Source organism: Mesorhizobium sp. CNPSo 4689, from assembly GCF_057784325.1.
Genome location: NZ_JBWLUZ010000013.1, coordinates 19,273 through 44,239, shown reverse-complemented (window position 1 = coordinate 44,239; position 24,967 = coordinate 19,273). Strand labels below are relative to the sequence as shown.

Annotated in this window: 22 protein-coding genes; 20 read left to right on the top strand and 2 right to left on the bottom strand. The window is 62.2% G+C overall.

The window, feature by feature from the left end:
• Positions 1 to 140 precede the first annotated feature (140 nt).
• The 8 genes from AC04SI_RS18325 (at position 141) to AC04SI_RS18290 (ending at position 8,554) form a co-directional block, all read left to right on the top strand.
• Positions 141 to 1,157 (top strand): hypothetical protein, encoded by a 1,017-nt coding sequence (locus AC04SI_RS18325; RefSeq protein WP_404281674.1) that lies wholly within the window; start codon positions 141 to 143, stop codon positions 1,155 to 1,157.
• 206 nt (positions 1,158 to 1,363) lie between these two features.
• The gene (locus AC04SI_RS18320) at positions 1,364 to 2,650 is read left to right on the top strand and encodes an ABC transporter substrate-binding protein (protein ID WP_404281673.1); all 1,287 of its coding nucleotides are present in this window, start codon (positions 1,364 to 1,366) and stop codon (positions 2,648 to 2,650) included.
• 83 nt (positions 2,651 to 2,733) lie between these two features.
• Positions 2,734 to 3,675 (top strand): carbohydrate ABC transporter permease, encoded by a 942-nt coding sequence (locus tag AC04SI_RS18315; protein ID WP_404281671.1) that lies wholly within the window; start codon positions 2,734 to 2,736, stop codon positions 3,673 to 3,675.
• A complete protein-coding gene (locus tag AC04SI_RS18310) occupies positions 3,675 to 4,508 on the top strand; it encodes a carbohydrate ABC transporter permease (RefSeq protein WP_404281669.1) in 834 nt (277 codons plus the stop codon). The genes AC04SI_RS18315 and AC04SI_RS18310 overlap by 1 nt, the downstream gene beginning before the upstream one ends.
• 4 nt (positions 4,509 to 4,512) lie before the next feature.
• Positions 4,513 to 5,649, top strand: coding sequence for an ABC transporter ATP-binding protein (locus AC04SI_RS18305; protein ID WP_404281667.1), 1,137 nt, complete (start codon positions 4,513 to 4,515; stop codon positions 5,647 to 5,649).
• A 96-nt stretch (positions 5,650 to 5,745) separates the two neighbouring features.
• Positions 5,746 to 6,474, top strand: coding sequence for an SDR family oxidoreductase (locus AC04SI_RS18300; protein ID WP_404281665.1), 729 nt, complete (start codon positions 5,746 to 5,748; stop codon positions 6,472 to 6,474).
• A 174-nt stretch (positions 6,475 to 6,648) separates the two neighbouring features.
• Positions 6,649 to 8,145 carry an HAL/PAL/TAL family ammonia-lyase gene (locus tag AC04SI_RS18295; RefSeq protein ID WP_488474612.1) on the top strand — a complete coding sequence of 499 codons (1,497 nt, stop codon included), beginning with the start codon at positions 6,649 to 6,651 and terminating at the stop codon, positions 8,143 to 8,145.
• Positions 8,146 to 8,209: 64 nt separating this feature from the next.
• A complete protein-coding gene (locus AC04SI_RS18290) occupies positions 8,210 to 8,554 on the top strand; it encodes an EscU/YscU/HrcU family type III secretion system export apparatus switch protein (RefSeq protein WP_488474611.1) in 345 nt (114 codons plus the stop codon).
• A 106-nt stretch (positions 8,555 to 8,660) separates the two neighbouring features.
• Here the strand turns inward: AC04SI_RS18290 and AC04SI_RS18285 are convergent, their stop codons facing one another.
• On the bottom strand, positions 8,661 to 8,921 hold the full coding sequence (locus AC04SI_RS18285; protein WP_488474610.1) for a DUF1127 domain-containing protein: 261 nt from the start codon (positions 8,919 to 8,921) through the stop codon (positions 8,661 to 8,663).
• 228 nt (positions 8,922 to 9,149) lie between these two features.
• Here AC04SI_RS18285 and AC04SI_RS18280 point away from each other — a divergent pair, with 228 nt between their 5' ends.
• Positions 9,150 to 10,667 (top strand): winged helix-turn-helix domain-containing tetratricopeptide repeat protein, encoded by a 1,518-nt coding sequence (locus AC04SI_RS18280; RefSeq protein ID WP_488474609.1) that lies wholly within the window; start codon positions 9,150 to 9,152, stop codon positions 10,665 to 10,667.
• A gap of 57 nt (positions 10,668 to 10,724) precedes the next feature.
• On the opposite strand, the gene AC04SI_RS18275 is transcribed toward AC04SI_RS18280, so the two are convergent.
• A complete protein-coding gene (locus AC04SI_RS18275; protein WP_488474608.1) occupies positions 10,725 to 11,117 on the bottom strand; it encodes a GFA family protein in 393 nt (130 codons plus the stop codon).
• A gap of 195 nt (positions 11,118 to 11,312) precedes the next feature.
• Between AC04SI_RS18275 and AC04SI_RS18270 the strand changes: the two genes are divergently transcribed.
• The 11 genes from AC04SI_RS18270 (at position 11,313) to AC04SI_RS18220 (ending at position 24,873) form a co-directional block, all read left to right on the top strand.
• Entirely contained in the window at positions 11,313 to 12,959 is a 1,647-nt protein-coding gene (locus AC04SI_RS18270) for an ABC transporter ATP-binding protein (protein WP_488474607.1), read from the top strand.
• A 271-nt stretch (positions 12,960 to 13,230) separates the two neighbouring features.
• Complete coding sequence (locus tag AC04SI_RS18265) at positions 13,231 to 13,719, top strand: MarR family winged helix-turn-helix transcriptional regulator (RefSeq protein WP_488474606.1); 489 nt, start codon at positions 13,231 to 13,233, stop codon at positions 13,717 to 13,719.
• A complete protein-coding gene (locus AC04SI_RS18260) occupies positions 13,716 to 14,441 on the top strand; it encodes an SDR family NAD(P)-dependent oxidoreductase (protein ID WP_488474605.1) in 726 nt (241 codons plus the stop codon). The genes AC04SI_RS18265 and AC04SI_RS18260 overlap by 4 nt, the downstream gene beginning before the upstream one ends.
• A gap of 2 nt (positions 14,442 to 14,443) precedes the next feature.
• Positions 14,444 to 15,775 (top strand): NAD(P)/FAD-dependent oxidoreductase, encoded by a 1,332-nt coding sequence (locus AC04SI_RS18255; protein ID WP_488474604.1) that lies wholly within the window; start codon positions 14,444 to 14,446, stop codon positions 15,773 to 15,775.
• A gap of 58 nt (positions 15,776 to 15,833) precedes the next feature.
• Positions 15,834 to 17,504 (top strand): peptide ABC transporter substrate-binding protein, encoded by a 1,671-nt coding sequence (locus AC04SI_RS18250; protein ID WP_488474603.1) that lies wholly within the window; start codon positions 15,834 to 15,836, stop codon positions 17,502 to 17,504.
• Between the two features lie 102 nt (positions 17,505 to 17,606).
• Positions 17,607 to 18,557: an ABC transporter permease gene (locus AC04SI_RS18245; protein ID WP_488474602.1), complete on the top strand. Its 951-nt coding sequence runs from the start codon at positions 17,607 to 17,609 to the stop codon at positions 18,555 to 18,557.
• A 12-nt stretch (positions 18,558 to 18,569) separates the two neighbouring features.
• A complete protein-coding gene (locus AC04SI_RS18240; RefSeq protein ID WP_488474601.1) occupies positions 18,570 to 19,457 on the top strand; it encodes an ABC transporter permease in 888 nt (295 codons plus the stop codon).
• Between the two features lie 11 nt (positions 19,458 to 19,468).
• Positions 19,469 to 20,791 carry an NAD(P)/FAD-dependent oxidoreductase gene (locus AC04SI_RS18235; protein WP_488474600.1) on the top strand — a complete coding sequence of 441 codons (1,323 nt, stop codon included), beginning with the start codon at positions 19,469 to 19,471 and terminating at the stop codon, positions 20,789 to 20,791.
• Between the two features lie 258 nt (positions 20,792 to 21,049).
• Complete coding sequence (locus tag AC04SI_RS18230; RefSeq protein WP_404281639.1) at positions 21,050 to 22,705, top strand: glycosyltransferase; 1,656 nt, start codon at positions 21,050 to 21,052, stop codon at positions 22,703 to 22,705.
• Positions 22,706 to 22,945: 240 nt separating this feature from the next.
• The gene (locus AC04SI_RS18225) at positions 22,946 to 23,803 is read left to right on the top strand and encodes a glycosyltransferase family 2 protein (RefSeq protein ID WP_488474599.1); all 858 of its coding nucleotides are present in this window, start codon (positions 22,946 to 22,948) and stop codon (positions 23,801 to 23,803) included.
• Positions 23,800 to 24,873 carry a glycosyltransferase family 4 protein gene (locus tag AC04SI_RS18220; RefSeq protein ID WP_404281635.1) on the top strand — a complete coding sequence of 358 codons (1,074 nt, stop codon included), beginning with the start codon at positions 23,800 to 23,802 and terminating at the stop codon, positions 24,871 to 24,873. Before AC04SI_RS18225 ends, AC04SI_RS18220 begins: the two co-directional genes overlap by 4 nt.
• Positions 24,874 to 24,967 lie beyond the last annotated feature (94 nt).

Sequence of the window (24,967 nt, the reverse complement as noted above, 5' to 3'; positions counted from 1 at the left end):
TCGCATCGATGCGGAATTAGAAAGAATTAGATAGCTATTGACAGATTATGAGAAATATCTGCATATAACAACGAGCCTGGAACGGCGAAGGAAGAGCCCCGGCAGCGGACCCGTACAAACATTTCTACCGAGGAACACCCATGGTTACGAGACTCGACAGGAAGCTGGCGAACATCCGCGCGGGCTTCTACAAGCCGACCGATTTTATCATTGCCGATGCCAAGGACAGCGATGTCGGCGCCGGCGTGACCGCCACGGGCTTCGACTATTCGGTCAAGCCGCCGCGCCGTCGCAGCCGCCAGGAATTCATCGCCCAGATCGAGGCAATCATCAAACAGGACATCGTCGACCTCATGCTGGTGTCGCAGTCCAACCTCGACCTTCTCGACGAGCGCGGCGCCTTCTTCGGCAGCGAAATGAAGCCGGCGATCCGCGGCAATCTGGAAACGATGTGCTGGGGCGCCGTGCGCCACGGCACCTACACGCAGAAGCCGTCCGTGCCCTTCCGCGACACCAATCTGTCGCGCGCCATCGCCGGCTATCCGGCGCGCGGCACGGACCTCGCCCTCTATTCGGTTTCCTTCAGCAACGATCTCGAACTCGACATCCGCACGCTGAACGCCTTCGCCGAATTCCGCGCCGAGGCGGCCCGCACCAATTTCAAATACTTCTACGAGGTCTTCAATCCGAGCGTCGACATCGGCCTCAACCGTGAGCAGATCGGCGAGTTCGTCAACGACCACATCATCAAGTCGCTGGCGAGCGTGCCTAAGGCCGAGCGGCCGCTGTTCCTGAAGACGCCCTACAACGGGCCGAAGGCGCTGGAGGAGCTCGTCAATTTCGACTCCGAGCTGATCGTCGGCGTGCTTGGCGGCGGCGCCGGCACCACGCGCGACACGTTCGAGCTCGTCGCCCAGTCGGAGCGCTACGGCGCCCGGCTTGCTCTCTTCGGCCGCAAGATCAACCTCGCCGAGGCGCCGCTTCACCTCATCGTTCTGATGCGGGCGGTCGCCGACGGCACGATCGGCCCGGAGGAAGCGGTGCGCGCCTATCATGGAGAATTGCAGAAGCTCGGGCTGTCGGCGAACCGCTCGCTCGCGGACGACCGGGTGATCACCGAAGAGGTGTTGACGGTCGCGGCCGCCAAGGCCGCCTGAGTCGGGTAGCGATGACGGCAGGAGCCGTCACGCCCAGCGATGGCGGCCAGGGGCCGTCACGTCCAGCGATGGCGGCCAGAGGCCGTCACGCCCAGCGATGGCGGCAGGAGCCGCCACGCTTTGAAAGTGACCCTTCAATGGGTCGCTGCGCCCGCGAGTAGGAGGCTCGCGACGCGCATTACGTGGGAGAAAAAGGGAGGAATATGATGAGGAAAATGCTGTTTCTTGCGACGACGATCCTCGCCGCCGCTCTTTCCGCTGCCTCGGCGAATGCCGAGCAGAAAGAGGTCACTGTCTGGTCCTGGTTCGTCCAGAGCACGATGGACAAGTCGATTGCCGCCTTCGAGAAGGCCCATCCGGACATCAAGGTCAAATACACCTATTACAACTACTCGCCCGAATACATCACCGCGCTCAAGGCGGCGGCGGCCTCGGGGAGCCTGCCCGACGTGATCGGCCTGCAGCCGGGTTCGCTCACCCAGCAGTATCGCGAAAATCTCGAAGCGGTGAACGAACGCGCCGCCAAGCAGTGGGGCGACAAATGGGCGGAGAAGGTCTTCCCCGTCAACCGCAAGCAGATGCTGATGGGCAATCCGAAGGGCGACGAAAACTATTACATCATCCCCCAGGAATCCCAGGTCCTGTGCATCTGGTACAACCGCAAGATATTCGAGAAGCTCAATCTTTCGGCGCCAAAGACCTATGACGAGCTGAAGGCGGCGGCCAAGGCACTGACCGATAACGGCTATATACCGATGTTCCAGGGCGCGGCCGACGGCTGGCAGAACGAGAACGTCTTCCTCATGCTCGCCAACCAGTTCTCGCCGGGCATTGTCGACAAAGCCCAGGCTGGGGAATCGCCCTGGACGGCGCCGGAACTTGTCGCGGCCATGAAGGCCTGGAAAGGCCTCTTCGACGACGGCATCTTCCAACAGGGCGCGCTCGGCGCCCATGCCTATCCGACCGGCGCGCAGCTGTTTGCACAGGGCAAGGTCGGCATGATGGCGCTCGGCTCTTGGTGGATGCAGGAAAGCAAATTCCCGCCGCCACTGTCCGAATTCGTCCAGAACATGGACGGCTTCGATTTCTTCTACCTGCCCCCCGTCAAGGACGGCAATACCGCCAGCCCGCCTGTCGGCGGCATCGACATCGGCTACGGCCTGACCAAGAACGGTGGCAAGAACCCCGAAGCCTGGACCTTCCTTGCGGAACTCACCAACGGCGTCGGCCTGCAGGAAGCGCTGAACGACCTCAACGACCTTCCGGCCTTCGAGGGCAATTCTCCCAAGGGCGACATCACCGACCATGTCAAGGAGATGTCGGCCCGCTTCATGGCGGACCTGCCCAAGGCGGAAAACCAGCGCTTTGCCTCACCGGCCGTCGCCGAGGCGCTCGACAATGCGCTTGCCGGCGTCGCTGCCGGCAGCATCGAGCCGGAAGCGGCACTCGCCACCGTTCAGGCGGCGAACGAGAAGGCTCTTGCAGCGAAATAGCCCAAGACGAACTGCCGGGCGCGGAGACGCGCCCGGCCCTTTTTCAGTGCCCGGCCCCTTTTCAGTGTAAGATGGCGAGCATTATGAGCGCAGAAGCCATGCGAGCCGGATCCGTCACAGCGGCGGTCAAGCGGCGATCGGCATCGAGAGCTTCGAGGCTCTATCTTTTCGCTCTGCCGGCGACGCTCCTCTTCGTCGTTTTCATCGCCTATCCAATTCTCTGGGTAGCGGGGCAAAGCTTCTATACCGGCACGGTGGATCGCGGACCGGTTTTCGCCGGGCTTGCCAACTACGCGAGCGTCCTTACCGACCCGACCTTCTGGACCGTGGTGCGCAACATGGTCCTGTGGGGGCTCATCACCATACCGGTGCAGATGCTGATCGGCGGGCTGCTCGCCTATTTCATCGAGCGCCACACCCATGCGCTGCGCGGCTTCTTCCGCACCATGTTCTTCCTGCCGGTGGTGACCTCGGTCTCGGTCATCAGCCTGGTGTGGGTGCAGATCTACGCGCCCTACTATGGCATCGCCCAGGAGTACCTGAAGCATGTCGGCATCGTCATGATGACATCGCCGATCGGCGACCCGAAGACCGCGATCTATGCGCTGATCGTCGTCAACATCTGGCAATGGACCGGCTTCTCGATGCTGATGTACATCGCCGGTATCGCCAACCTGCCCAACGAAGTGCTCGATGCCGCCCGCATCGACGGCGCGAGAGGCTGGCGGCTTGCCGTGCATATCATCGTACCGATGCTGGCGCCGGCAACGAAATCGCTCTTGCTTCTCGGCGTCATCGGCACGCTGCAAACCTTCCCGATCGTGCACTTGATGACGGGCGGCGGCCCGAACCGGGCAAGCGAGGTCTTTGGCACCTTCATCTTCAAGCAGAGCTTCGTGCTGGGCGACACCGGCAGCGGCGCCGCCCTCTCCGTCATCGTGCTGGTGATCGCGCTCGTTCTGTCATTGATCCAGATCGCGGTGCTGGGTGCGCGCCTGTCGCCCGCCGGAAGGCAGGAGCCATGATGGCACCCCTCACCCGCAACCGCATTCGCGGCGTGGTCATCCATGCCGTTCTCTTCGTCGTGCTCGGCTTCTGGATGGTCCCGCAGGTCTACATGCTGTCGATCGGGCTGCGCACCCCGGCGCAGGCCTTCGACGCCCAGCTCTTCACCTGGCCGGTGACCTTCGACAATTTCGTCACCGTGATCAGCGACAATCCGCCGGGCGGCATTTTTCTCAACAGCCTGATCATCACCGTTGCGACGGTGGCGATCGTGGTTGCGGTCTCCTCGCTCTTTGCCTTCGCCTGTGCGATCCTGAGGCTGAAGGGCTCGATCTTCCTCTATACGACCCTGCTGACGACCTTGATGGTGCCGCTCGCCTCGATGGTCCTGCCTCTAGCCATCCTGCTCAAAAACTTCGGCTGGGTGAACACCTATATCGGCCTGATCCTGCCCTATGCGGCGCTCGGCGTGCCGTTCGCCATGGTCATCCTGAAGTCCTTCATGGAGGATGCGCCGCGCGAGCTTTTCGAGGCGGCGCGGGTCGACGGTTGCAACGCCTGGCAGACCTATTGGCACGTGGCCTTGCCGCTGGTGCGGCCGGCCCTGGTCTTCGTCACCATCTGGCAGTTCATCGTGACGTGGAACGAGTTCTTCCTCGCCCTCATCGTGCTGACCAAGAGCGAGATGAAGACGCTCACCATCGTACCGATGCAGTATTCCGGCCTCTACATGGCCAATCCCGGTGCGCTGTTCGCGATCCTGACGCTGATCGCACTTCCGCTCATCCTCCTCTATGTGCTGGTGCAGCGCGCCTTCGTGCGCGGCCTGCTCGCCGGCGCGGTGAAAGGCTAGGCCCATGGCGACGCTCTCGATCGACAAGATCACCAAGGCCTTCGGCCATACCACGGTCATCCCGGAACTGTCGCTGACGATCGAGGACGGCGAGTTCTGCGTGCTGGTCGGACCGTCGGGCTGCGGCAAATCCACACTGCTTCGGATCATCGCCGGGCTCGAGCCAATCAGCTCCGGCCGCATCCTGGTCGATGGCGTCGATATGAGCGGTGCCGAGCCACCGGAACGAGGCGTGGCCATGGTGTTCCAGTCCTACGCGCTCTATCCGCATATGGATGTCGATCGCAACATCGGCTTCGGCCTGAAGATTGCCCGGACGCCTGCCGCCGAGATCGTCGAACGCGTGGGGCGTGCAGCCGATAAATTGCGGCTCGGCTCCTATCTGAAGCGCAAGCCGCGAGAGCTTTCCGGCGGGCAGCGCCAGCGCGTCGCGATCGGCCGCGCCATGACGCGCAAGCCGAAACTCTTCCTGCTCGACGAGCCACTCTCCAATCTCGATGCAGCGCTGCGCGTCGGCATGCGCGTGGAGATCGCACGGCTGAAGGCAGAGCTGGCGTCGACCATGGTCTACGTCACCCACGACCAGGTGGAGGCCATGACGCTTGCCGACCGCATCGTGGTCATGAACAGCGGGCGCATCGAACAGGTCGGCACACCGCTCGACCTTTACCACCGGCCAGCCAATTTGTTCGTTGCCGGCTTCATCGGTTCGCCGGCGATGAATTTCCTGAATGGCAAGGTGGTCGCCCTTCGCGACATGGTCGCGACCGTCGCCCTTGCGCTGGGGCCGACGCTGGACATTGCGATCGAGCGGCATGTCGAGCCTGGCGATAGCGTCACGCTTGGCATTCGGCCGGAACACATCGTGCTTGCGGGGGAGGGACAGGCCAATGCCCATGTCGTGCAGGCTTCGATGGTCGAACTCCTCGGCAGCGACACTTTCATACATGCCAATGAGGGCGCGGAAAGCCTGGTCATTCGCGACAGCCATGGCCGGATCGCAAGGGCGGGCGACCGCATCGCGATCTCGCTGCCGGCGCGCGTTTGCCACCTCTTCAACGGTGATGGGGACAGAATTTCCGACGCCACCGTGGCACATGCGCAGCCCGTCCCCCGCTCCCCCGGAGAACGCGTCAACTGACCACGAGAATTACGCAATTCGGCAATCGATGGGCGTCGGACACCGGACGTCGTGGATTGCCCCGGCACAAGCAAAAACAAGGACGAAGAGGAAACCATGACGGATTTTCAGGGAAGAAATATCCTGGTGACGGGCGGCAGCGGCGGTATCGGCGGCGCCACCGTGCGTCACCTGGTGCGGGCAAACGCCAACGTCATCGCCGCCGGACGCTCGCGCGAAGCACTCGATGCGATCGCCAAGGAGACAGGCTGCCGCACGGTGACCTTCGATCTCGCCTCGGAAGACGAGGTTCGCGATGCACTCGAGGGCCTCGACCTTTGGGGTGTGGTCAATTGCGGCGGTTTCGGCGGCGAGATCGCGACGCCGATGGACACCGACATCGCCATCTTCGACAAAGTCATCACCATCAATGCGCGTGGCGCGCTGTTGGTCACCAAATATGCGACGCAGCAAATGGTCCGCATCGGCAAGGGCGGGGCGATCGTCAACGTCTCCAGTCAGGCAGCACTTGTCGCGCTCGAGGGGCACATTTCCTATGGCTCCTCGAAGGCGGCGCTCGAAAACATCACGCGCTGTTCGGCTCTGGAGCTGGGCAAATACGCAATCCGCGTCAACAGCGTGAACCCAACCGTGGTCATGACGCCAATCTCGTCCGGCCATTGGAGCCAGCCGCATGTCGCCGAACCTTTTCTCAAGCAGATGCCTCTCGGCCGGTGGGCGACGGAGGACGAAATCGCCGGCCCGATCGTGTTCCTGCTCAGCGACGCGGCCTCGATGATCACTGGCATTTCGCTGCCCATCGACGGCGGCTATACCTGCCGATGAGGCCTATGGCAGGCTGATCCTCGAGAATGAGAGCATCGGCCATCGCCATGATTGCGGCTGCGCTCGTCCTGCGCCGCCGCAAGGCATTTCACAGCCTTCCGGTGCAGAAGCCATCCATGGAATATGGCGACCGCGCCCTTTTCCTGAACATCAATCATAGGATACATGCAGGGCATGACGCTCAGAATGATAATGCTCGATGCCAAGCCGTTCGGCGCGGCGGATGTCGCCGAGATCGCACGTCGCAACGCCCGCCTGGTGTTGGGCGAGGAGGCGATGCGCCGCATCCGCGCGAGCCGCGCCGTCATCGAGCGTCTCACGCAACTTGGCAAGCCAATATACGGCGTCACCACCGGCCTCGGCGCGTGTGTCGATACGCCGCTCGCGCAGGCCGATCTGATCGCCTTCCAGCATAGCGTGCCGCTCAGCCACAGCATGGGCATCGGACCGGCTCTTCCGATCGAGGCGGTGCGGGCAATGATCGTGGCGCGCATTTCGGGCATGGCCGCGGGCGGCACTGGGGCCTCCGAGCATGTGGTCATGGGCCTGGTGGCGGCGCTGAACGCCGGTGTCCATCCGGTCATCCCCGCCTGGGGATCGATCGGGGCGGCGGACCTTGCACCTCTCGGCCATATGGCAAGGGCCCTGCGCGGCGATGGCGAGGCGGAGTTCCAGGGCAGGGTCATGCCGTCTGCCGAGGCGCTGACGCTTGCCGGGCTCGAGCCGCTCGACCTGCGCGAGAAGGACGGCCATGCCATCATCGTCGCCAACAGCCTTTCCACCGGAACGGCCTGCCTCTACCTGGAAGACGTCGCGCACCTCATCTACTGGTCGATGGCCGCGGTGGCGCTCAACTACGAGGCCTTCCGTTCGTCGCTGACCGCGATCGACGAGGACGCACTGTCGGCGCGACCGGCGTTCGGCCAGCGCGAGATCGGCGCGCGGCTGCGAGCGGAGCTCGAGGGAAGCGGGCTGTGGAAGGAGAACGCCGCGCGGCGCATCCAGGACCCGCTCAGCTATCGCTGCGTGCCCCAGGTGTGGGGCGGCCTGCTCTACGCGTTGGAACAGGCAAGGCTGGCGACGGAGATCGAGCTGACTCATTCCGGCGACAACCCGGTTATCCTGCCTGCTGCCGAACGGATCATCTCGAACGGCAATTTCGACCTTACGGCGTTGACGCTGACCTGGGAACAGCTCGGGCAGGCCCTCGCGCATTGCGCGGTGGGCACCGCCAACCGCTGCATGAAGCTGATGTCGCCGACGGTGGCGGAACTGCCGCGCTTCCTGTCGGCCAGGGGCGGCAGCCGCCAGGGCTATGCCGAATTGCAGAAACCGCTCGCCGGCCTGGAAGCCGAGATCCGGCATCTGGCCAATCCGATGTCGCTCAGCCCGCTCGCCGTTTCGGACGGCATCGAGGATCAGTCGTCGATGGCGCCGCGGGTGGTGTCCAAGACCGCCGAGATCATCGAGCGCCTGCGCTATCTCGTTGCGATGGAGCTAATCTTTGCCGCGACCGGGGTGGAGCTGCGCGGCGTCGTCGACAGCATGGGCCAAGGGCCGCAACGCACCTTTGCCGCCGTGCGCGCGCTCGTCAGCCCGCTCGACGACGACCGCGAGATGAGCGCCGACATGACGCGGATTGCCCGGATGGTGGCGGGGCCCCGGTGCTGAGCCGGCGTCCTAGTAGACCTTGAAAGCGCCCGCGTCCGCTCGTGCATCCACGTCGGTGATCAGCATGTGCCCGGGCGACACCGTGATCGAGATCGCCAGTTCGACGCGAAGCGGTGATGCAACCCGCGAAGCTGGGTGTGAAAAATGCGGTCATCGTCTTCGTGTCCGGCGACCGTGCCGTGGCGTTGCGTTACGTCAAGGGCGAACGCCGGTGCCGACGGTCGTCGGCAAGGGCCAGGGCCGAGCGGCCGACGAGATAATGGCTCAGGCGCGCCAGGCAGGTATAGCGATAGTCGATGATGCGGCCGTCGCCGAACCACTCTTCGAGGACGCGAACACCGGATCCTATATCGGCCATCAAATGATTTCGCCGGTCGTTCGCCATCTCGTCCGGCACAGGCTCACATAAGGCGAAAACCCGCGGTCGTGCTTCAATTCCCGATTTGGCAGCGAACCTCGATGCGAACGCGCGTGCGAGGCTGGCGCCGCGATCCTGCGTCTTTGCAGCATTCGTCTCATCCTTGCCAGAAGGGCTTGGCGAGCTCTGCCTCGACCTGCCGTTTCGTCAGGCCGATATCGTCGATCAAATGAGGATTGTCCTTCGACATTTGCTCAAGTTCCCAACGAAAGCGCATCCGCTCGCGCCAGGTCCGATCGCGCCAGGTCGCGACAATGCTTCGCAGGGTCGTCAGGTGCCGGCGCGACATTTCCGCCAGCCCAACGGGCGTTCCCGGCCGCGCCGCCTGATGCGGGGTCGACGCAAGGGTATCGTTCATGGCAACCTCCATATGGCTTGAGGGTCTGGGACCCACGACCTGAAAGAGGTTGAATTCTGCCGGATGCGAACGCCGCCGTAATTAAGCCCTCCCAAATAGTTCTCAAAACTTCCAAACGGGGTTAGAGCTGTGCGCGGGTACACCACCCGGCCAACTGCTCTAACTCTTTGTTTTGACGCAATTCCGGACGCAAAACCGCCTCACACTTTTTCTGGAATTGCTCTATAGATGCGCCGTATGCAGGGAGAGCGCTTTGCCTTTGGTCCGTTCGTGCTTGATTCCGGTGCGGGAACGCTGCTTCGGAACGATGTCCCCGTTGCCGTTGGCTACCGCGGGCTAAGGCTGCTTGCGGCGCTCGTCGGACGGCCCGGCGAGATCCTGGGCAAGGCCGAGTTGATGGACGCGGCGTGGCCGGGCACGGCCGTCGAGGAAGGCAACCTCACCGTCCAGATCGCGCAGCTGCGCAAGCTGCTTGGTCCGCCCGCCGACGGCGGTGAGTGGATATCAACGGTTCCGCGCGTCGGCTACCGCTTCACGGGGGTCATCGAACAGCTCGGTGGCGCGAAGCGAAAAGCTTTGCCGCTGCCCGCGAAACCATCGATAGCCGTGCTGCCTTTCGTCAATTTCAGCAATGATCCGGAGCAGGACTCCTTCGCGGATGGGTTGACCGAAGACCTGATCACCGACCTGTCCAGGATCTCCGGTCTGTTCGTCATCGCCCGCAACTCGACCTTTGCCTACAAGGGAAAGGCGATGGACGTGCGCGAGATCGCTGAGGACCTTGGCGTGCGCTATTTGCTGGAGGGTAGCGCACGACGCGCCGCGGGGCGGGTGCGCATCAACGCCCAGCTGGTCGACGCAGTGAGCGGCGAACATCTATGGGCGGAACGCTTCGATCGCAGCCTGGAGGATATTTTTGCCGTTCAGGACGAGGTGACGGCCAAGATCGTGGAGGCGTTGCTCGGCCGGCTGCGCGCACCGCCGCCGCGCAATCGGCCCCAGAATCTCGAGGCCTACGATCTCTGCGTGCGGGCGCGCAAGCTGATCGACGATTCGCCGCAGACGGCGCGGGAAGCGCATCTGATGCTGACGCGCGCGGTTGCGCTCGACCCGGATTACGCCGAGGCCTATCGCTGGCTTGCCATGAACCACTGGATGGGATGGGTGCATTGGGGCGAACCCATCGAACCCAATCGTAGCGTTGCTCTGGAACTGGCGCGCAAAGCTGTAGCGATCGATCCCAACGATGCTGGCTGCCATTGGGTGCTGGCCAATTTGCTTGCCTATGAGCACAGCTTCGCCGAGGCGGATGCGGAATTTGCCAAGGCGTTCGAGCTCGACCCGAACGAGGCCGACGCCTGGGCGACATTGTCCGACATCGAGGTCTTGGCCGGTCGGGTCGAGGAGGGCCTTGAGCACATTCGCAAGGCGTTCCGGCTGAACCCGTTTCCGGCAAGTTGGTACTATCTGACGCTCGGCCAGGCGCAATATGCGGCACGCGACTACGAAGCCGCTGTCGAAACACTGCGCAGGGACGAGACTTACCGCACGAGCTCACGCCGTTTCCTGGCGGCAAGCCTTGCGCAACTCGGCCGGCTCGACGAGGCGCGCGCAGAGGTCGAAATGTTCCTCGTCGGCAATCCGCATTTCACAACCCGCCACTGGGTCTGGACGGAGCCATTCCGCGACGCTGCGACGCTTGAGCATTTCGTTGATGGCTTCCGCAAAGCCGGCCTTCCGGAGTGACGCGCCGGCGCTATCTTCCAAACGGCCATTCGATCCGAAGGCTGCCGGTCGTGCCGCCTACTCCTCAAAGCGACTCGTGGCATCACGGTCGCGTTCGTATCGTCTCGTGAGCGGAAACGGTGGCAACCAGGATTCGCGACGAACGGTCCAGAGTTCATAGGTTGGCACCAGTTGGTCGGGGGCATCCAGAGATCCCAGATGCACTTCGATTTCGTCCCCGGTGCGTGCGAAAACGGACGAGCCGCAGCGGGGACAGAAAAACCGCCCGGCGTAGTCGCGTGTTTCCCCCTCGATCGTCACCGCATTCTGAGGGAACACTGCCGCAGCATAAAAGAGGGCGCCATGATGCTTGCGGCAGTCGAGACAGTGACAGATGCCGACCCGATATGGGGTGCCCGACGCCACAATTTTGACGTTGCCGCAGAGGCAACCGCCGGTGAATCGGTCCATGCTGCGTCTCCTCCAAGATCAGGCGGCCAGAATGGCTACAACGAGCAGCACTGTCATTGCAATTGCCCGCAGCGGGCGGAGCCGCGGCGCCCCGACAGTGCAACAACGCTCAATCTCGCAAATGCGGGCTTGCGCTATCGGTAGGAGGTGCGGCTAGTATGTGCAGCCTGATCACTGGATTTCGAAAGGCCAGCCATGCCGCCGAGCGAAACGACTTCCCGCGAGCCGAGTGAGCAAACTGTTCTCTCTGTTCAAAACCTGACCGTCCGCCTGCCCGGAAACATGGAGCGTGAGAACGCTGTCGAAAACATATCCTTCGACATGCGCAAGGGCGAGATGCTGTGCATCGTCGGCGAGTCGGGTTCCGGCAAGTCGGTCACCGCAAACGCGATCATGGGCCTGCTGCCATCTTCGGTGCGGATTGGGCAGGGAAGCATCCGGTTCAAGGGCCACGATCTCGCCAGCGCCGGCGAAGTCGTGATGCGGAGCCTGCGCGGCCGTTCGGTCTCCATCATCTTCCAGGATCCGCTTTCAGCACTCAATCCGCTGATGACTGTCGGCCAGCAAGTGGCGGAGGTCATGGAAGCACATCGGTCCGGCACCTCGGCGACCCGCGCCAGGGCGGTTGTCGACCTGCTTGGCGAAGTCGGCCTGCCGGAGCCGGAGGTCATGCGGCACCAGTATCCGTTCCAACTCTCCGGCGGGCAGCGCCAGCGCGTCATGATCGCGATGGCGTTGGCGCTTGAGCCTGATCTTTTGATCGCCGACGAGCCGACGACGGCTCTCGACGTCACCACCCAGGCGCAGATCCTTGCCCTGATCCGGCGGCTGCAGCGCGAAAAGAACATGAGCGTCATGTTCATCACGCACGACTTTGGCGTCGTCGCGGAAATCGCCGATCGCGTCATCGTCATGGAAAAAGGCGCGATGGTCGAACAAGGCACCGCCGCCGACGTTCTTGGCAATCCAAGCCATCCCTACACCAGGCGACTGATCGCCGCCGTCCCGCATATGATCGAGAACGAAACGAAGGCGCGTGACGATGCGCCGATCGTGCTGGAGGTGCAGAAACTCGACAAGACCTATCGGCCGGGCATCGGCTTCTTTTCGCGGTCCCGCATCGTGCACGCCGTCAAGCAGGTCAGCTTCGAGGTTCGCCAGGGCAGAACGCTCGGCATCGTCGGCGAGTCCGGTTCGGGAAAATCGTCGCTGGGCCGCGTCCTGCTGAAACTGCTCGACAGCGACGGGGGCAGCATCCTGTTCGACGGCAAGGATATAGCGGCGCTTTCGGACTCCGAATTCCGGCCGATGCGGCCGCACATCCAGATGATCTTCCAGGACCCGTTCGCCTCGCTCAATCCACGGCAGACGATCGCCAAGATCCTCACCGTCGGCCCGATGGCGCACGGCCTGTCCGCCAAGGAAGCGCGCGCGAAGGCGCTGCAACTGCTGCGCCTTGTCGGGCTCGACGAGGGTGCCTATGGCCGCTTTCCGCACGAATTCTCGGGCGGCCAGCGTCAGCGGATCGGCATTGCACGGGCCCTGATGATGGACCCCAAGGTTCTGGTCGCCGACGAGGCGGTCTCAGCTCTCGATGTCTCCATCCAGGCGCAGATCCTCGATCTGCTGGCGAGCATCCAGGACGAAATGAAGATCGCCATGATCTTCATCACTCACGATCTGAGGGTGGCAAGCCGCATCTGCGACGAGATCCTGGTGATGAACCGCGGCGAAGTCGTGGAGTGCGGTCCACCTTCGCAGATATTCCGGTCGCCACGTCACCCCTATACGAGGCAATTGATCTCCGCCATTCCCGGCAAGGAATGGGTCCCCGCCGCCTGAGGCGACGACGACGCTGAAGATCCCCTGACCTTCCCTGAGCCATGAATGGCCGCGCCGGCAAAGGCGCGGCTGCAAGCCTGTTCTTCGATCGGGTCGCCGACGCGTGCCCGTCCAGGTCTGCTGTCGAGCAGAATAGTTGCGTTTGTCCACTAAAAGTAGTTGCATTTGTCCACTACCGGCTCAATCATGCCCTGGAAGACCCTCGACAACCCCGGATTGGGGCTGCGGCGATCTCGATGAAGGCTGTCAGGAGGCCTCGGGAGAGTGTTCGATGCCGGCAAAGAAGAAAGGTCCGCCTCATCCTGTCGAAACGGTCGGGCTGGACGTCCTCGAAGACACGTTGAGCTTCTATATCCGGACCATCAACATAGCGCTTTCGCGTGATCTCGATCACCGACTGGAAGGTCTCGACGTCGCCCGGGGAACCGGCAAGATCACCACCTTACTGCTTGTCGACAGCCATCCGGGGATCCGGCCTTCGGTCATAGCGCAGCTCATCCTGCGCGATCGCTCCGCCATGGGCAGGTTGGTCGACCAGATGATCGATCATGATCTGGTGACGCGCCGAAACGCACCGGACGACGGACGCGCCCAGGAGCTCCATATCACCGAAAAGGGCGCTGACCTCGCCCGCAAGGTGCGCGAGATCGCCACCAAGCAATCCAGCGATTTCTTCGCCGGTGTGCCCGAGGAGGATCAGAAGCGCCTGCTGGACATTTTGCGGCGCGTCTATCGCCGCACCCTGGGCCTCGACCAATGAGGGCGCCGGCGGCAGGCACGGGACGAGACGGCCAGCGTGTGGCGCTCGTGTCCGGTGCCAGCCGCGGTATCGGTGCGGCTTGCGCGCGGCACCTGTTCGAAACGGGCTGGACATTGTCGCTGGGCATGCGCGAACCGGTTCAGCCGGACTGGGCCGATGGCGAGCGCGTCCGTGTGTTCCCCTACGATGCCGCGGAGGCCGGCAGCGAACGGGCATGGGTCGACGGCACCATCGATGCCTTCAAGCGGATCGACGCGGTTATCGCCAGTGCCGGCATCATGATCCCGAAGTCGGTCATCGACGCTGACGACGCGGATCTCGATCTCATGTTCGAGATCAACGTCAAGGCGCCGCGCCGTCTGGTGCGCGCGTCTTGGGCATCGCTTGCGGCGAGCCGCGCGGGCCGGGTGATCATTCTTGCCTCGCTGTCGGGCAAGCGGGTCAAGTCCGTGACAGCAGGCTCCTACTCGATCTCCAAATTTGCCGCCGTCGCGCTGTCCCATGGCATCCGGCAGGCAGGGTGGGACCTCGGGATTCGGGCGACGGCCGTCTGTCCCGGTTTCGTCGCCACCGACATGGCCCGCGGCATCACCGATCGCGCCGATGCGCTGATGACCGACCCGGACGACCTCGCACGGATCATCGGGCTGCTGCTCGATCTGCCCGATCATGCGAGCGTCGCGGAATTTTCCATCAATTGCCAGCTTGAGGAGTCCTACTGAGCATGCCCGGACCGTTCGTCGTCCCCGTTCATGGAGATACCGAGCTGCCAAAGGAGGTGGACTGCGTCGTCATCGGCGGCGGCATCATCGGTACCTCGACGGCGCTGGAGCTGGCCGAGAGAGGCCTGCGGGTGGCCCTGTGCGAGAAGGGCGGCATCGGACAGGAACAGTCCAGCCGCAACTGGGGCTGGGTTCGTATTTCCCGGCGGGATCCACGCGAGGTTCCGCTGATGGCGGAAGCCTTGCGGATATGGCCGCGGCTGTCCGAACGGACGGGACGAGACACCGGCTATGCCCGGGCCGGAATTGTCTTCACCTGCGCGGACGATAAGGAATACGAACAGCACGAACGCTGGGGACGCCATCTCCAGGACTATCAGCTCGAGTCGCGAATGATCGGCGTGGGCGAATTGCGCAACCTCCTCCCCGGTTCCAATCTCGATGTCAAAGGAGCGCTCTACACGCCGGCTGACGGTCGCGCCGAGCCACAGAAGGCGGCGCCTGCAATTGCCGAAGCTGCACGCGACCGCGGCGCCGCCATACTGACGGAATGCGCCGTGCGCGGTGTGGAAACGACGAACGGTGCCGTCTCGGGCGTGGTGACAGAACGTGGCTTCATTGCCTGCAAGGCGGTCGTGCTTGCCGGCGGGGCCTGGTCGAACCTGTTTTGCGGAACGCTTGGTCTCGACCTGCCTCAGTTGAAGGTGATGAACACGGTTCTTCGCACGACGCCGGTCGAGAACGGACCGGATCAGGCCGTGTGGGCTAACAACTTCGCCATACGCAAGCGCCAGGACGGTGGCTACACCGTCGCCTCCAGCATGAGCAATCTCGTCGACATCGTGCCGAACTCATTTCGCTATGCGCGCGATTTTCTTCCGGCCTGGAAGACGGAGTGGCGATCGCTGCAATTCCGCCTGGGGGGCCGTTTCCTTGACGAGGCAAGGATGCCAACCCGCTGGGCTATGGATGAGGCGAGCCCCTTCGAATACTGCCGCGTGCTCGATCCCAAGCCTTCCAAGAAAAGCTCGGACCGCGTTCTTGCAAATGCCCGCAAGGCATTTCCGGTTCTGGAAAAGGCAGAAGTGGCGCAGCGCTGGGCCGGCTACATCGACGTCACGCCCGACGCCGTCCCCGTCATTTCGGCCGTCGACGACGTTCCCGGCTTTCATGTGGCGACCGGTTTCTCGGGCCATGGTTTCGGCATCGGGCCCGCGGCAGGCAGGCTGATGGCGGACATCGTCACCGGGCGGCCACCGATCGTCGATCCCAGGGATTTCCGGTGGTCGCGGTTTTCGGACGGATCGAAGGTCGCACCGGTCACTGGATTATAAGCGCTCCGACAAGAGAGCGTGACGCAGCGAAAGTGGAACACTAAAAAAGGAGCCTCCAATGTCAGACAAGAGCAGCAGCACTACCTTTCGACCAACGCGTCGTCAGGCGCTTGGAATGGCAATCGCCGGTGCCGCCGGCCTGACCATGCCAAGCCTTACGGGAGCAGGCAGGGCCCTCGCGGCAACGCCGCCGAGCGAGCCCAAGGGACAGGTGATCGTCGGCTTTTCCCAGGAGCCCACCGTCTTCAACCCGCATTTGCCGCACATCGAGGTCGATGAAGGCATCCACTTCAGCGTCTTCGATCCGCTTTTCGGCGTCGATCCCAAAGGCAATTTCTTCCCCGCGCTCGCCAAGGAGGTGCCGACCGTCGAAAATGGCGGCATTTCTGCCGACGGGCTCGAGTGGCACGTCAAGCTGCGCGACGACGTGAAGTGGCATGACGGACAGCCGTTCACCGCCGAGGACGTCAAGTTCACGCTCGAACTGCTGGTCGACCCGAAGTTTCGCAGCTGGCGACGCGCCGGCCACGAACTGGTCCAGGACCTGACTGTCGTCTCGCCAACCGAGATCAAATGGAAGATGAAGGAGCCTTACGCGCCCTACCCGTCGATCCTGGCGGCGACCTTCATCGTTCCCAAACATGTGCTCGGTGCGGCAGAGGACAAGAACACCGCGCCGTTCAACAATGCCCCGATCGGCACCGGCCCGTTCAAATGGGTGGAACGCATGGCCGGCGACCATATCGAACTGGCCGCCAACACCGACTACTTCGCCGACGGTCCCTACCTGAAGAGCCTGATCTACAAGTACATTCCGGATCTGACCGTGCTCTACACCCAGTTCAAGACCGGCGACATCGACGTCATCGGACTGCAGTGGATCACGGCCGACCACTATGAGGAAGCCAAGGCATTGAGCGGCACCGCGGTCGCCGTCATTCCCGCCGCCACGATCGAATCGCTCAGCTTCAACATGGAGCGCCCGCAGTTCAAGGAACTCGCCGTTCGTCAGGCGCTGTACCATGCGCTGGACAAGAAGACGATCATCGACGCCCTCTACTACGGGCTGCCGGCCCCGACCGAAACCTACATGCCGCAGCAGTCCTTCTACTACAATCCCGATTTGCCGAAGCAGGAATACGATCTGGACAAGGCAAAGAAACTGCTGGACGACGCCGGCTGGGTTCCTGGCGGGGACGGCATCCGTGTCAAGGATGGTGTTCGCCTCTCGTTCAAGAACTCGACCACGGCGGGTAATCATATCCGCGAACAGGCGCAGCAGTTCATTCAGCAATCGTATCGCGACATCGGCGTCGAGGTGGTGATCTCCAACCTGCCGCCGGCGGTGATGTGGGGCGACTACTGGATGAAGTCGGAATTCGATTCCGTCGTCGTCGGTATCAACTTCCTGACGGGCTCCGATCCCGACACTTCGGACTACCTCAGCTCGAAGTCGATTCCGGCCAAGGGCGGCTCCGGCCAGAATACCTGGCAGTATGCCAGCCCAGAGGTGGACAAGCTGCTTGAAACCGGCGGTGTCGAATTCGTGCCGGAGCAACGCAAGCAGGCTTACCTGAAAATCCAGGAGACCGTGCGCAACGACCTGCCATTCCTGCCGATGTTCCAATACGCGACGGTCCGCGGACACAAGTCCGGTGTCGAAGGCGTCGTGCCGAACATCAATGTGCGCATCGACTCCTGGGACGTGGCCACCTGGTACTGGGCATAGAAGCACAAAAGCGGCCGGGCCGGCAATGACCGGCTCGGCCTGCGTGGCCGCGCCTCTCTGGCGCGCCTGTAACCGACGGACAGCAAAACGGAGACAACCGGCATGCTTCGCTATCTGCTGGGACGCTTCTGGCAAAGCCTCGTCCTGCTCCTGCTGGTTTCGGTGATCGGCTTTGCCGTCCTGAACCTGGCTCCGGGCGGACCGCTCTCGCAATTCACCCTGACACCAGGGATGACGCAGGCCGACCTCGATCGCATCGCCTCGCAAATGGGGCTCGATCGACCGCTTCCTGTCCAGTACATCGACTGGCTGGCACACCTGCTTCGCGGCGACTGGGGGCGTTCCTACCGGGACGGCAGGCCCGTGCTCGACATCATCTGGGAGCATCTTATCGCGACATTGCTGCTGATGGGTGTATCGACCGCGATCGCCATCCTTGTCGGCACCTGGATCGGAGTACTGGGCGCGCTCAGGCGATATTCGATCTTCGACTATGCCGCGACCGTCGGCGCGATGGTGGCGCTGTCGATCCCGACATTCTGGTTCGGGTTGATCGCGATCTACATCTTCTCGCTGCGGCTCAGATGGCTGCCGGCCGGCAACATGTACACGATCGGCGATGGCTCGCTCGGCGATTACGCGATCCATCTCATCATGCCGAGCGTCGTTCTTGCGCTGGTCAATATCGCCGTGTGGAGCCGCTACATGCGCACCGCGACGCTCGACGTCATCAGCCAGGATTTCGTTCGAACGGCCCGGGCCAAGGGGCTGAGTTCCCGACGCGTGTTGCTTCGCCATATCCTCGGCAACGCCCTGCTGCCGATGATCACCCTGCTGGGGCTGCAACTGCCGACAATACTGGGTGGCGCATTGGTGACGGAAACGGTCTTTACCTGGCCCGGCATGGGACGGCTGTTCCTCGATAGTCTCGGCTACAGCGACTACCCCGTCGTGATGGGCCTGCTGATGATGTCCGCGGTCCTCGTTCTGGTCGGCAATCTGGCCGCGGACCTCACCGTCGCATTCGTCGATCCGCGCATTCGATTGAGCTGAGGGAACGAAGAGATGACCCAGTCGGATTTCCTCATCCCCACCCAGGCCAGGCAGCGCTGGTGGCATAGCCGCAGCGTCTACCGATTTGCCCGTCATCGACTGGCGATGTTCGGCCTGGTGATGATCATCGTCCTGGTCCTCGCCTGCGTCTTCGGACCTTGGCTGCTGCCCTTTGACGATCTCTACATCGACCTGCGTGGCCGATTCTCGCCGCCGTTCACGGGCTATCATTTCTTCGGCACCGATCCGCTTGGACGCGACATCGCGGCGCGCCTGTTCAAGGCCGGCCGCATTTCGCTCCTGGTCGGCTTCGCTGCGATGGTCATCAGCACCGTCTTCGGAACCGTGCTCGGGATTGCTGCCGGCTTCTTCGGCGGCCGCATCGGCACGGTGCTGATGCGTTTCGTCGACGCCATGCTGTCCTTTCCCAATATCTTCCTGCTGCTGGCTATGGCGGCCTTCATCAAACCGAGCCCGATCATGATCACGCTGATCATCGCGGCAACGAGCTGGATGGAAATCGCGCGCATCGTCGAGGCGGAAGTGCGTTCGCTGCGCGAACGCGACTTCGTCGTCGCCGCCCGCATGCTCGGCCTCAGCAACAGCCACATCATGTTTCGCGAGCTGCTGCCCAATGCGATCGGCCCGATCATCGTCGCGGCCACGCTCACCGTTGCCCGCGCCATCCTTCTGGAGGCCTATGTCAGCTTCCTCGGCTACGGCATCCAGCCGCCGCTGCCGAGCTGGGGGAACATGTTGAACGGCGCCCAGCAATATCTCGACAGCGCGCCGTGGCTGGCAATCGTTCCCGGTGCCGCCATTACCCTGGCGGTCACCAGTTTCAACTTCATCGGCGACGGGTTGCGCGATGCGCTCGACGCGCGAAGCGACATGCTGTGAGGCCGCCCGACATGGCAAGGTTTTCGCCATTTGAAGTCTCGCTCTGGTATGCGACCGCAGCGCCGCCACCAAAGACCGGCCCACTGCGAGGACGCAGGCGGGCGGATGTCTGCATCGTCGGCGGCGGCTACACCGGCCTGACCACCGCACTCGATCTCGCCCGTGACGGCATCGACGTTGTTCTGCTCGAAGCGCAGGAGATCGGGTTCGGCGGCTCGGGGCGCAATGCCGGCCACTGCACGCCAACCTTCACCCATTACAGCCTGCCCGAACTGCGTGCCATGCTGGGCGAGCCATGGGCCGAAAGGCTGATTGCCCGGCAGACCGGGGCCAACAGTCAGGTCGCGGGGATGATCGAGCGCTACGGCATCGACTGCGAATGGCAGCAGAACGGCTACGTCATGGGCGCGCTCACGCCCGGCGGCGTCGCCAGGCTCGAAGCAAAGGCGCAGCAGTACAATGCAGTCGGCGCCAAGACGCGGGTGCTCGACAGGCAGGCGAGCGAGGAGATGACCGGCAGCCCGCGATATCATGGCGGCTGGTTTCATTCCGAGGCTGGTCACCTCAATCCATTGGGATACGCAAGAGGCCTAGCCCGTGCCGTGATGGAGGAAGGTGGCACAATCCACACGCGGTCGCCGGTCCGCGATGTCGTGCGACAGGATGGTGCCTGGGCAGTGCATGCCGGCGAAGGAGCCGTCGTCGCCGACAAGGTCATCTTTGCGACCGGCGCCTACACCGTCGACGGATGGCCCGGCCTCGACCAGAGCTACAGGATCCAGAGGGTCTTTGTCGCCGCCACCCAACCGCTGACCGCCAGCGAACGCCAAACCATCCTGCCGCGCAACACGACGATGCATGACGGCCGCGGCGACATCTTCGTCTACAAATACAACGCCGAGGGGCGCATCGTCGCCTCGATGTTTCCGATGGGCCGGCGTGGAAGCGACATGGCGTTCACCCACCGGCTCATGTCCGATCGCCTGCGCTGGCTCCATCCGCAGCTCAGCAGCGACCTGAGATGGGAGTATTTCTGGGTCGGAGAGCTGGACATGCAGAAGCGCACCATCCCGCGTCTCTACCAACTCGCGCCGGGCGTCGTCGCGCTGACGGGCCTGTCCGGCCGCGGCGTGCCGACCGGAAGCATGCTTGGCGGCATACTGGGCGAATGGGCGAAGGGCGTCCCGGAAAAAGACCTGGCGCTGAAGCTCGAGCCGCTGCGACGCGCACCCTTCTTCATGTCCCTCGCTCCCGCCGCCATGTTGCGATACTATCGCGTCTCGGACTGGATCCGGGCAAAGGCCAGCGGGTCTCCACTCCCACCCCACGCTTAGCAAACCGTTTTCTCAGATAACAACGCCCGACCGTCAAGGTCGGTCGGCTCGCCATAGATCGCGTCCGGCCCGAGCCGGTAGAGGCTTTTCTTGAAGCGGGGCGACACGGCAATTGTGACTGCGACCGCCGCCACATGGGCAACACTCGGACGGCACCAACGGGACTGGCAGCAGCTAAGCACGACGTTACGCGAACTCTTCGCGGGGCCAATTGGGTTGTGGGCTTGCTGTATGCAATGCGATTTGCGAGAAGCGGCGATGCTTGACCAATTGCAAAATAGCGGCATCGCAGTTCTGAACGACGCGCCGATAGGTAGGCATGCAACAATCATCATTGTTGGTGTCCCGCGATCCGGCACAACAATGGTGGCCAAGACCTTAGGGGCCCTTGGGGTTTATCTCGGCGCCGATCTTGACGAAGCGATCCAAGAAGATTTGCGGCTGGCAAAAGCTATCGAGGATAGCCCCGCCGACATCTCACTGGTTATTGAGGCCTACAACAGCGCTCATGATGTCTGGGCATTCAAGCGCCCAACCGCTTATCAGACCCTTGACGCGTCTTGGTTCCGCAACCCTCGTTTCATCATACCGTTTCGGGATCCTGTGGCGATCGCAAAGCGGGAAGAAATCTCCATGGTTTTCGATTTTCGCGATCAGTTGCGGCGAGCCGCCTTGTGGTCAATAGACCTTGCGGATTTTACCCTTCGACAAACGGCCCCGTTGATGCTTGTCTCCTATGAGAAGGCGCTGCTAAAGCCAGAACGTTTCGTGGATGAACTTGCCCAATTCTCTGGAGTAGATGCTAACGAGGCGATGCGGAGGGCGGCATCAATAGTGGTTAAGCCAAGTCCGGCCGATTACGTCAAGGGCTCCCAGATGCGGCTTTCGCAAGAAGCCATATCTGACGTGGCAGTGATCCTCCCCTTTTACGACGGATCGAAGTACATCCGCCGAGCGGTGGAGAGCGTCCAGCGGCAGTCGTTGGCGCCGGCTGAATTCGTGGTGGTCAATGACGGCTCTAAGTCGGAGGAAGCAGAGTTCCTTCATGCGCTTGCCGAGGAGCTGGGTTTTAGAGTCATCGATCAAAAAAATGGGGGGCAAGGCGCGGCCCGCAATGCTGGTGTTGCCTCCACTGTGTCACCGTACATTTGCCTGCTTGATCAAGACGATTTCTTTCTTCCCGATCACATTGAGGTTCTTCGAGCTGCGGTCCAGGATAATGAGCGTTTTGGATGGGCCTATGCTGATCTCATCGAAGCCGATGATGATGGGAATATTGTACGCAGCACCGTGATCAAGGCGCACAGTTCGCATCCCAAGGCCGACATCTTCAATATGCTCTCAGGGGATATGTTTGTCCTGCCTTCCGCATCGATAATCAGCCGAGCAGCGTTCAAGGCAGTTCAAGGCTTTGACCAGCAATTTATGGGATACGAGGACGACGACCTCTTCCTCAGAATGTTCCGGGCTGGCTTTACCAACACCTTTATCGATCGCGCCGTCACGGTTTGGTGCATCAACTCCGAAAGCACATCATATAGCATTCGCATGAGCAGAAGCCGCTGGCGCTTCCTGAAGAAGGTCTATCAGGCGTTCCCGAGCGACCCGGTCCGAAACCGGTATGTGTTGCGCGACGTGCTGGTACCTCGCTTCAATCCATCGATAGTTGGCGAGGCATTCCAGGCCGTTGTCAGGCCGAACAGTGTCCGGGGTCGCACGCTGGCACCACACGCCGACGAGTTGATCTCGATTCTCCAAGATTACAAAGACCTGGTATTGCGGGAGCCGTGGGTCAGTAGCGGCACTAAATGGAAAATCTTTGTGAGAACCATACTCATCTCCACAAGATCTCGACTTCTCAATGAGGTCGCCCAATTTTGCGCTGCTGTATTTCGATGGGTCCGAGGACGATGATTGGTCAGCTAATAATGTTCACACTCGGCGCCATTTTCGGCGTGGCGTCTTTGTAGCTAGCGACCGCCCTGCTACCGAGAAGCCGAGCGACGGGAACCGCTATGAGCGCGTGTTGCACCTCAGGTGGGAGAGTGATAGCGCCTCGGCATGGCTGTCATTCCGGCCAAGTTCATTAGTTGCGCCATATCAGTTGAGCGGCCAGTATGGCATCCGGAAGCACACGACAAAGGATTGAGGGACTTGGTCGATCTCAACACCCACATTGCCAATGCTGCGCGTGATCGGAATTCCCCGCGAGTCGTCGCGGTCCTTACAACACGGAACGAAGAACGGTTCATCGCCGGATGTCTCGAGAACCTCTTTCGTCAAGGCGTGCAGGTCTACGTCTGCGACAATCAGTCGACGGACCGAACGCTTGAGATTGCCCAGCGCTACTGCGGGGCCGGATTGATAGGATTCGAAAGCATCCCGCATAGCGGCTGGTATTGCTGGGAGCACCTTCTTCGTCGCAAAGAGGAACTGTTTCAGTCGCTCGAAGCAGACTGGTTCATGCATGTTGACGCTGACGAGATCCACCTTCCGCCGACTTCATACTCATCGTTGGTCTCCGCCATTGCGGCAGCCGACGCACTCGGCAGCAACGCGATCGAGTTTTCCGAGTTCACGTTCATTCCTACCAGGGAAGCCCCCAATCACGACAATCCCAATTATCAATACACGCTGCGCACCTACTACCCGTTCCGGCCGACCTCCCCACACTGCGTCCGTGCGTACAAGAAACAGGACGGCCCCATGGAGATTGCGTGGTCAGGCGGCCATCTCGTACGCTTCGGGGGTCCGGTGAGGCTCTACCCCGAGCGTTTTCGCATGAAGCATTATCTGTTCCTGAGCGCAGAGCACGCCGCACGCAAGTATGCTGGCCGCCGGTACCTGAGCGAGGAGGTCATTGGTCGTGGTTGGCACGGATGGCGACCCCGCTTGCGATCAGAGGATATCCGGCTGCCGGACGCCATCCAGGTGCGCGCCACTGCGACGGACGACGATCTGGACGAGGCCAACCCATGGTCGGCGCACTGGCTTGAGCGGTACGCCTCGTGAGCGATGTACACCTCCCCCGCATCCTGGCGATCGCGGACCGACCCGGCTGGGCGATCGATCGCAAGACCCAAAATCTCCGGCGCGTGCTGAAAGGAAGGTTCGATATCGTCGAACGATTTCAGCATGATGTGACTGAGTCCGACGTGAACGCGGCGGACATCGTGCTCATCTTCTATTGGCTCCAATTCTCGAAGCTGCCCCTGCCGGAATCGGTCCTCGCCCGGCGGTCTGACAGGCTGGTCATCGGGATCTGCAGCCACAGAGAGCTGGAGGGCGAATTCCGCGAGCAGGGGCTCGCCACCCTGCACCGGCTGGCGCGCGCTGTGTTTGTCAATAATCGGCAGCTCGAGCACGAATACGGTCCTCTACTGCGTGTTCCGGTCCACTACACGCCCAATGGAGTCGACACGACATTCTTTTGTCCCCCACAAGAGCCACAACCCCGTTCTGGCGAGCTCCGCGTCGGATGGGCGGGAAGTCTGAGCAACCATGGTCCGGCACATCGCGGCTTCCACGACGTCATCGAGCCCGCGGTCGCTGCCGTGCCGGGCGTGCGACTACTGACTGCGGTTCGGGAGCAACGCTGGCGTAGCCATGACGAGATGCTCGACTTCTATCGGGAGCTCGACGTTTATGTCTGCGCCAGTCGCAGCGAAGGCACTCCCAATCCCTGCTTGGAGGCGGCGGCGTGCGGTGTCCCCTTGGTGACGACCCGTGTGGGAAACATGCCCGAGCTGATTCGGGATGGCGACAACGGGCTGTTCTTCGATGGAACTGCGGAGGGACTTGCGAACAAGCTCGCTCTGTTGCGGGACACGCCATCGCTCGGGTCGCGGATGGCCGTCCGCATGATGGAGACGATCCGAGAGTGGGATTGGGGCGTGCAGGCGGAGAACTACGCGCACATGTTTGCTTCGTTGCTTACTACAGGCGGAGCGGTCGGGCCTGTGAGATGTACGGCTTCAGACGTGCCCTGCCCGCCAAACCTGACCTTTGTAGCGCCGATTGTGAATAGAATGGCACGTAAATCGTTGTTTTTTCTGCGCAAAACTACGAAGAAGCACTCCTAATACGCCCCCTACTCCCACTCGATTGTTTCTAACCCAGCTAGGCGATTGATCTAGCCGGACCGATCCGGCAAGCGATTGAGGATGGGTTGACCGA

What these genes read in the sequence shown, in the direction of transcription:
- AC04SI_RS18260 (WP_488474605.1), top strand. Translation starts at nt 13,716, where the DNA reads ATGAGGGCGCCGGCGGCAGGCACGGGACGAGACGGCCAGCGTGTGGCG.
- AC04SI_RS18280 (WP_488474609.1), top strand. Translation starts at nt 9,150, where the DNA reads ATGCGCCGTATGCAGGGAGAGCGCTTTGCCTTTGGTCCGTTCGTGCTT.
- AC04SI_RS18235 (WP_488474600.1), top strand. Translation starts at nt 19,469, where the DNA reads ATGGCAAGGTTTTCGCCATTTGAAGTCTCGCTCTGGTATGCGACCGCA.
- AC04SI_RS18315 (WP_404281671.1), top strand. Translation starts at nt 2,734, where the DNA reads ATGAGCGCAGAAGCCATGCGAGCCGGATCCGTCACAGCGGCGGTCAAG.
- AC04SI_RS18295 (WP_488474612.1), top strand. Translation starts at nt 6,649, where the DNA reads ATGACGCTCAGAATGATAATGCTCGATGCCAAGCCGTTCGGCGCGGCG.
- AC04SI_RS18285 (WP_488474610.1), bottom strand. Translation starts at nt 8,921, where the DNA reads ATGAACGATACCCTTGCGTCGACCCCGCATCAGGCGGCGCGGCCGGGA.
- AC04SI_RS18275 (WP_488474608.1), bottom strand. Translation starts at nt 11,117, where the DNA reads ATGGACCGATTCACCGGCGGTTGCCTCTGCGGCAACGTCAAAATTGTG.
- AC04SI_RS18240 (WP_488474601.1), top strand. Translation starts at nt 18,570, where the DNA reads ATGACCCAGTCGGATTTCCTCATCCCCACCCAGGCCAGGCAGCGCTGG.
- AC04SI_RS18270 (WP_488474607.1), top strand. Translation starts at nt 11,313, where the DNA reads ATGCCGCCGAGCGAAACGACTTCCCGCGAGCCGAGTGAGCAAACTGTT.
- AC04SI_RS18245 (WP_488474602.1), top strand. Translation starts at nt 17,607, where the DNA reads ATGCTTCGCTATCTGCTGGGACGCTTCTGGCAAAGCCTCGTCCTGCTC.
- AC04SI_RS18305 (WP_404281667.1), top strand. Translation starts at nt 4,513, where the DNA reads ATGGCGACGCTCTCGATCGACAAGATCACCAAGGCCTTCGGCCATACC.
- AC04SI_RS18290 (WP_488474611.1), top strand. Translation starts at nt 8,210, where the DNA reads ATGTGCCCGGGCGACACCGTGATCGAGATCGCCAGTTCGACGCGAAGC.
- AC04SI_RS18300 (WP_404281665.1), top strand. Translation starts at nt 5,746, where the DNA reads ATGACGGATTTTCAGGGAAGAAATATCCTGGTGACGGGCGGCAGCGGC.
- AC04SI_RS18310 (WP_404281669.1), top strand. Translation starts at nt 3,675, where the DNA reads ATGGCACCCCTCACCCGCAACCGCATTCGCGGCGTGGTCATCCATGCC.
- AC04SI_RS18230 (WP_404281639.1), top strand. Translation starts at nt 21,050, where the DNA reads ATGCTTGACCAATTGCAAAATAGCGGCATCGCAGTTCTGAACGACGCG.
- AC04SI_RS18265 (WP_488474606.1), top strand. Translation starts at nt 13,231, where the DNA reads ATGCCGGCAAAGAAGAAAGGTCCGCCTCATCCTGTCGAAACGGTCGGG.
- AC04SI_RS18255 (WP_488474604.1), top strand. Translation starts at nt 14,444, where the DNA reads ATGCCCGGACCGTTCGTCGTCCCCGTTCATGGAGATACCGAGCTGCCA.
- AC04SI_RS18325 (WP_404281674.1), top strand. Translation starts at nt 141, where the DNA reads ATGGTTACGAGACTCGACAGGAAGCTGGCGAACATCCGCGCGGGCTTC.
- AC04SI_RS18250 (WP_488474603.1), top strand. Translation starts at nt 15,834, where the DNA reads ATGTCAGACAAGAGCAGCAGCACTACCTTTCGACCAACGCGTCGTCAG.
- AC04SI_RS18320 (WP_404281673.1), top strand. Translation starts at nt 1,364, where the DNA reads ATGAGGAAAATGCTGTTTCTTGCGACGACGATCCTCGCCGCCGCTCTT.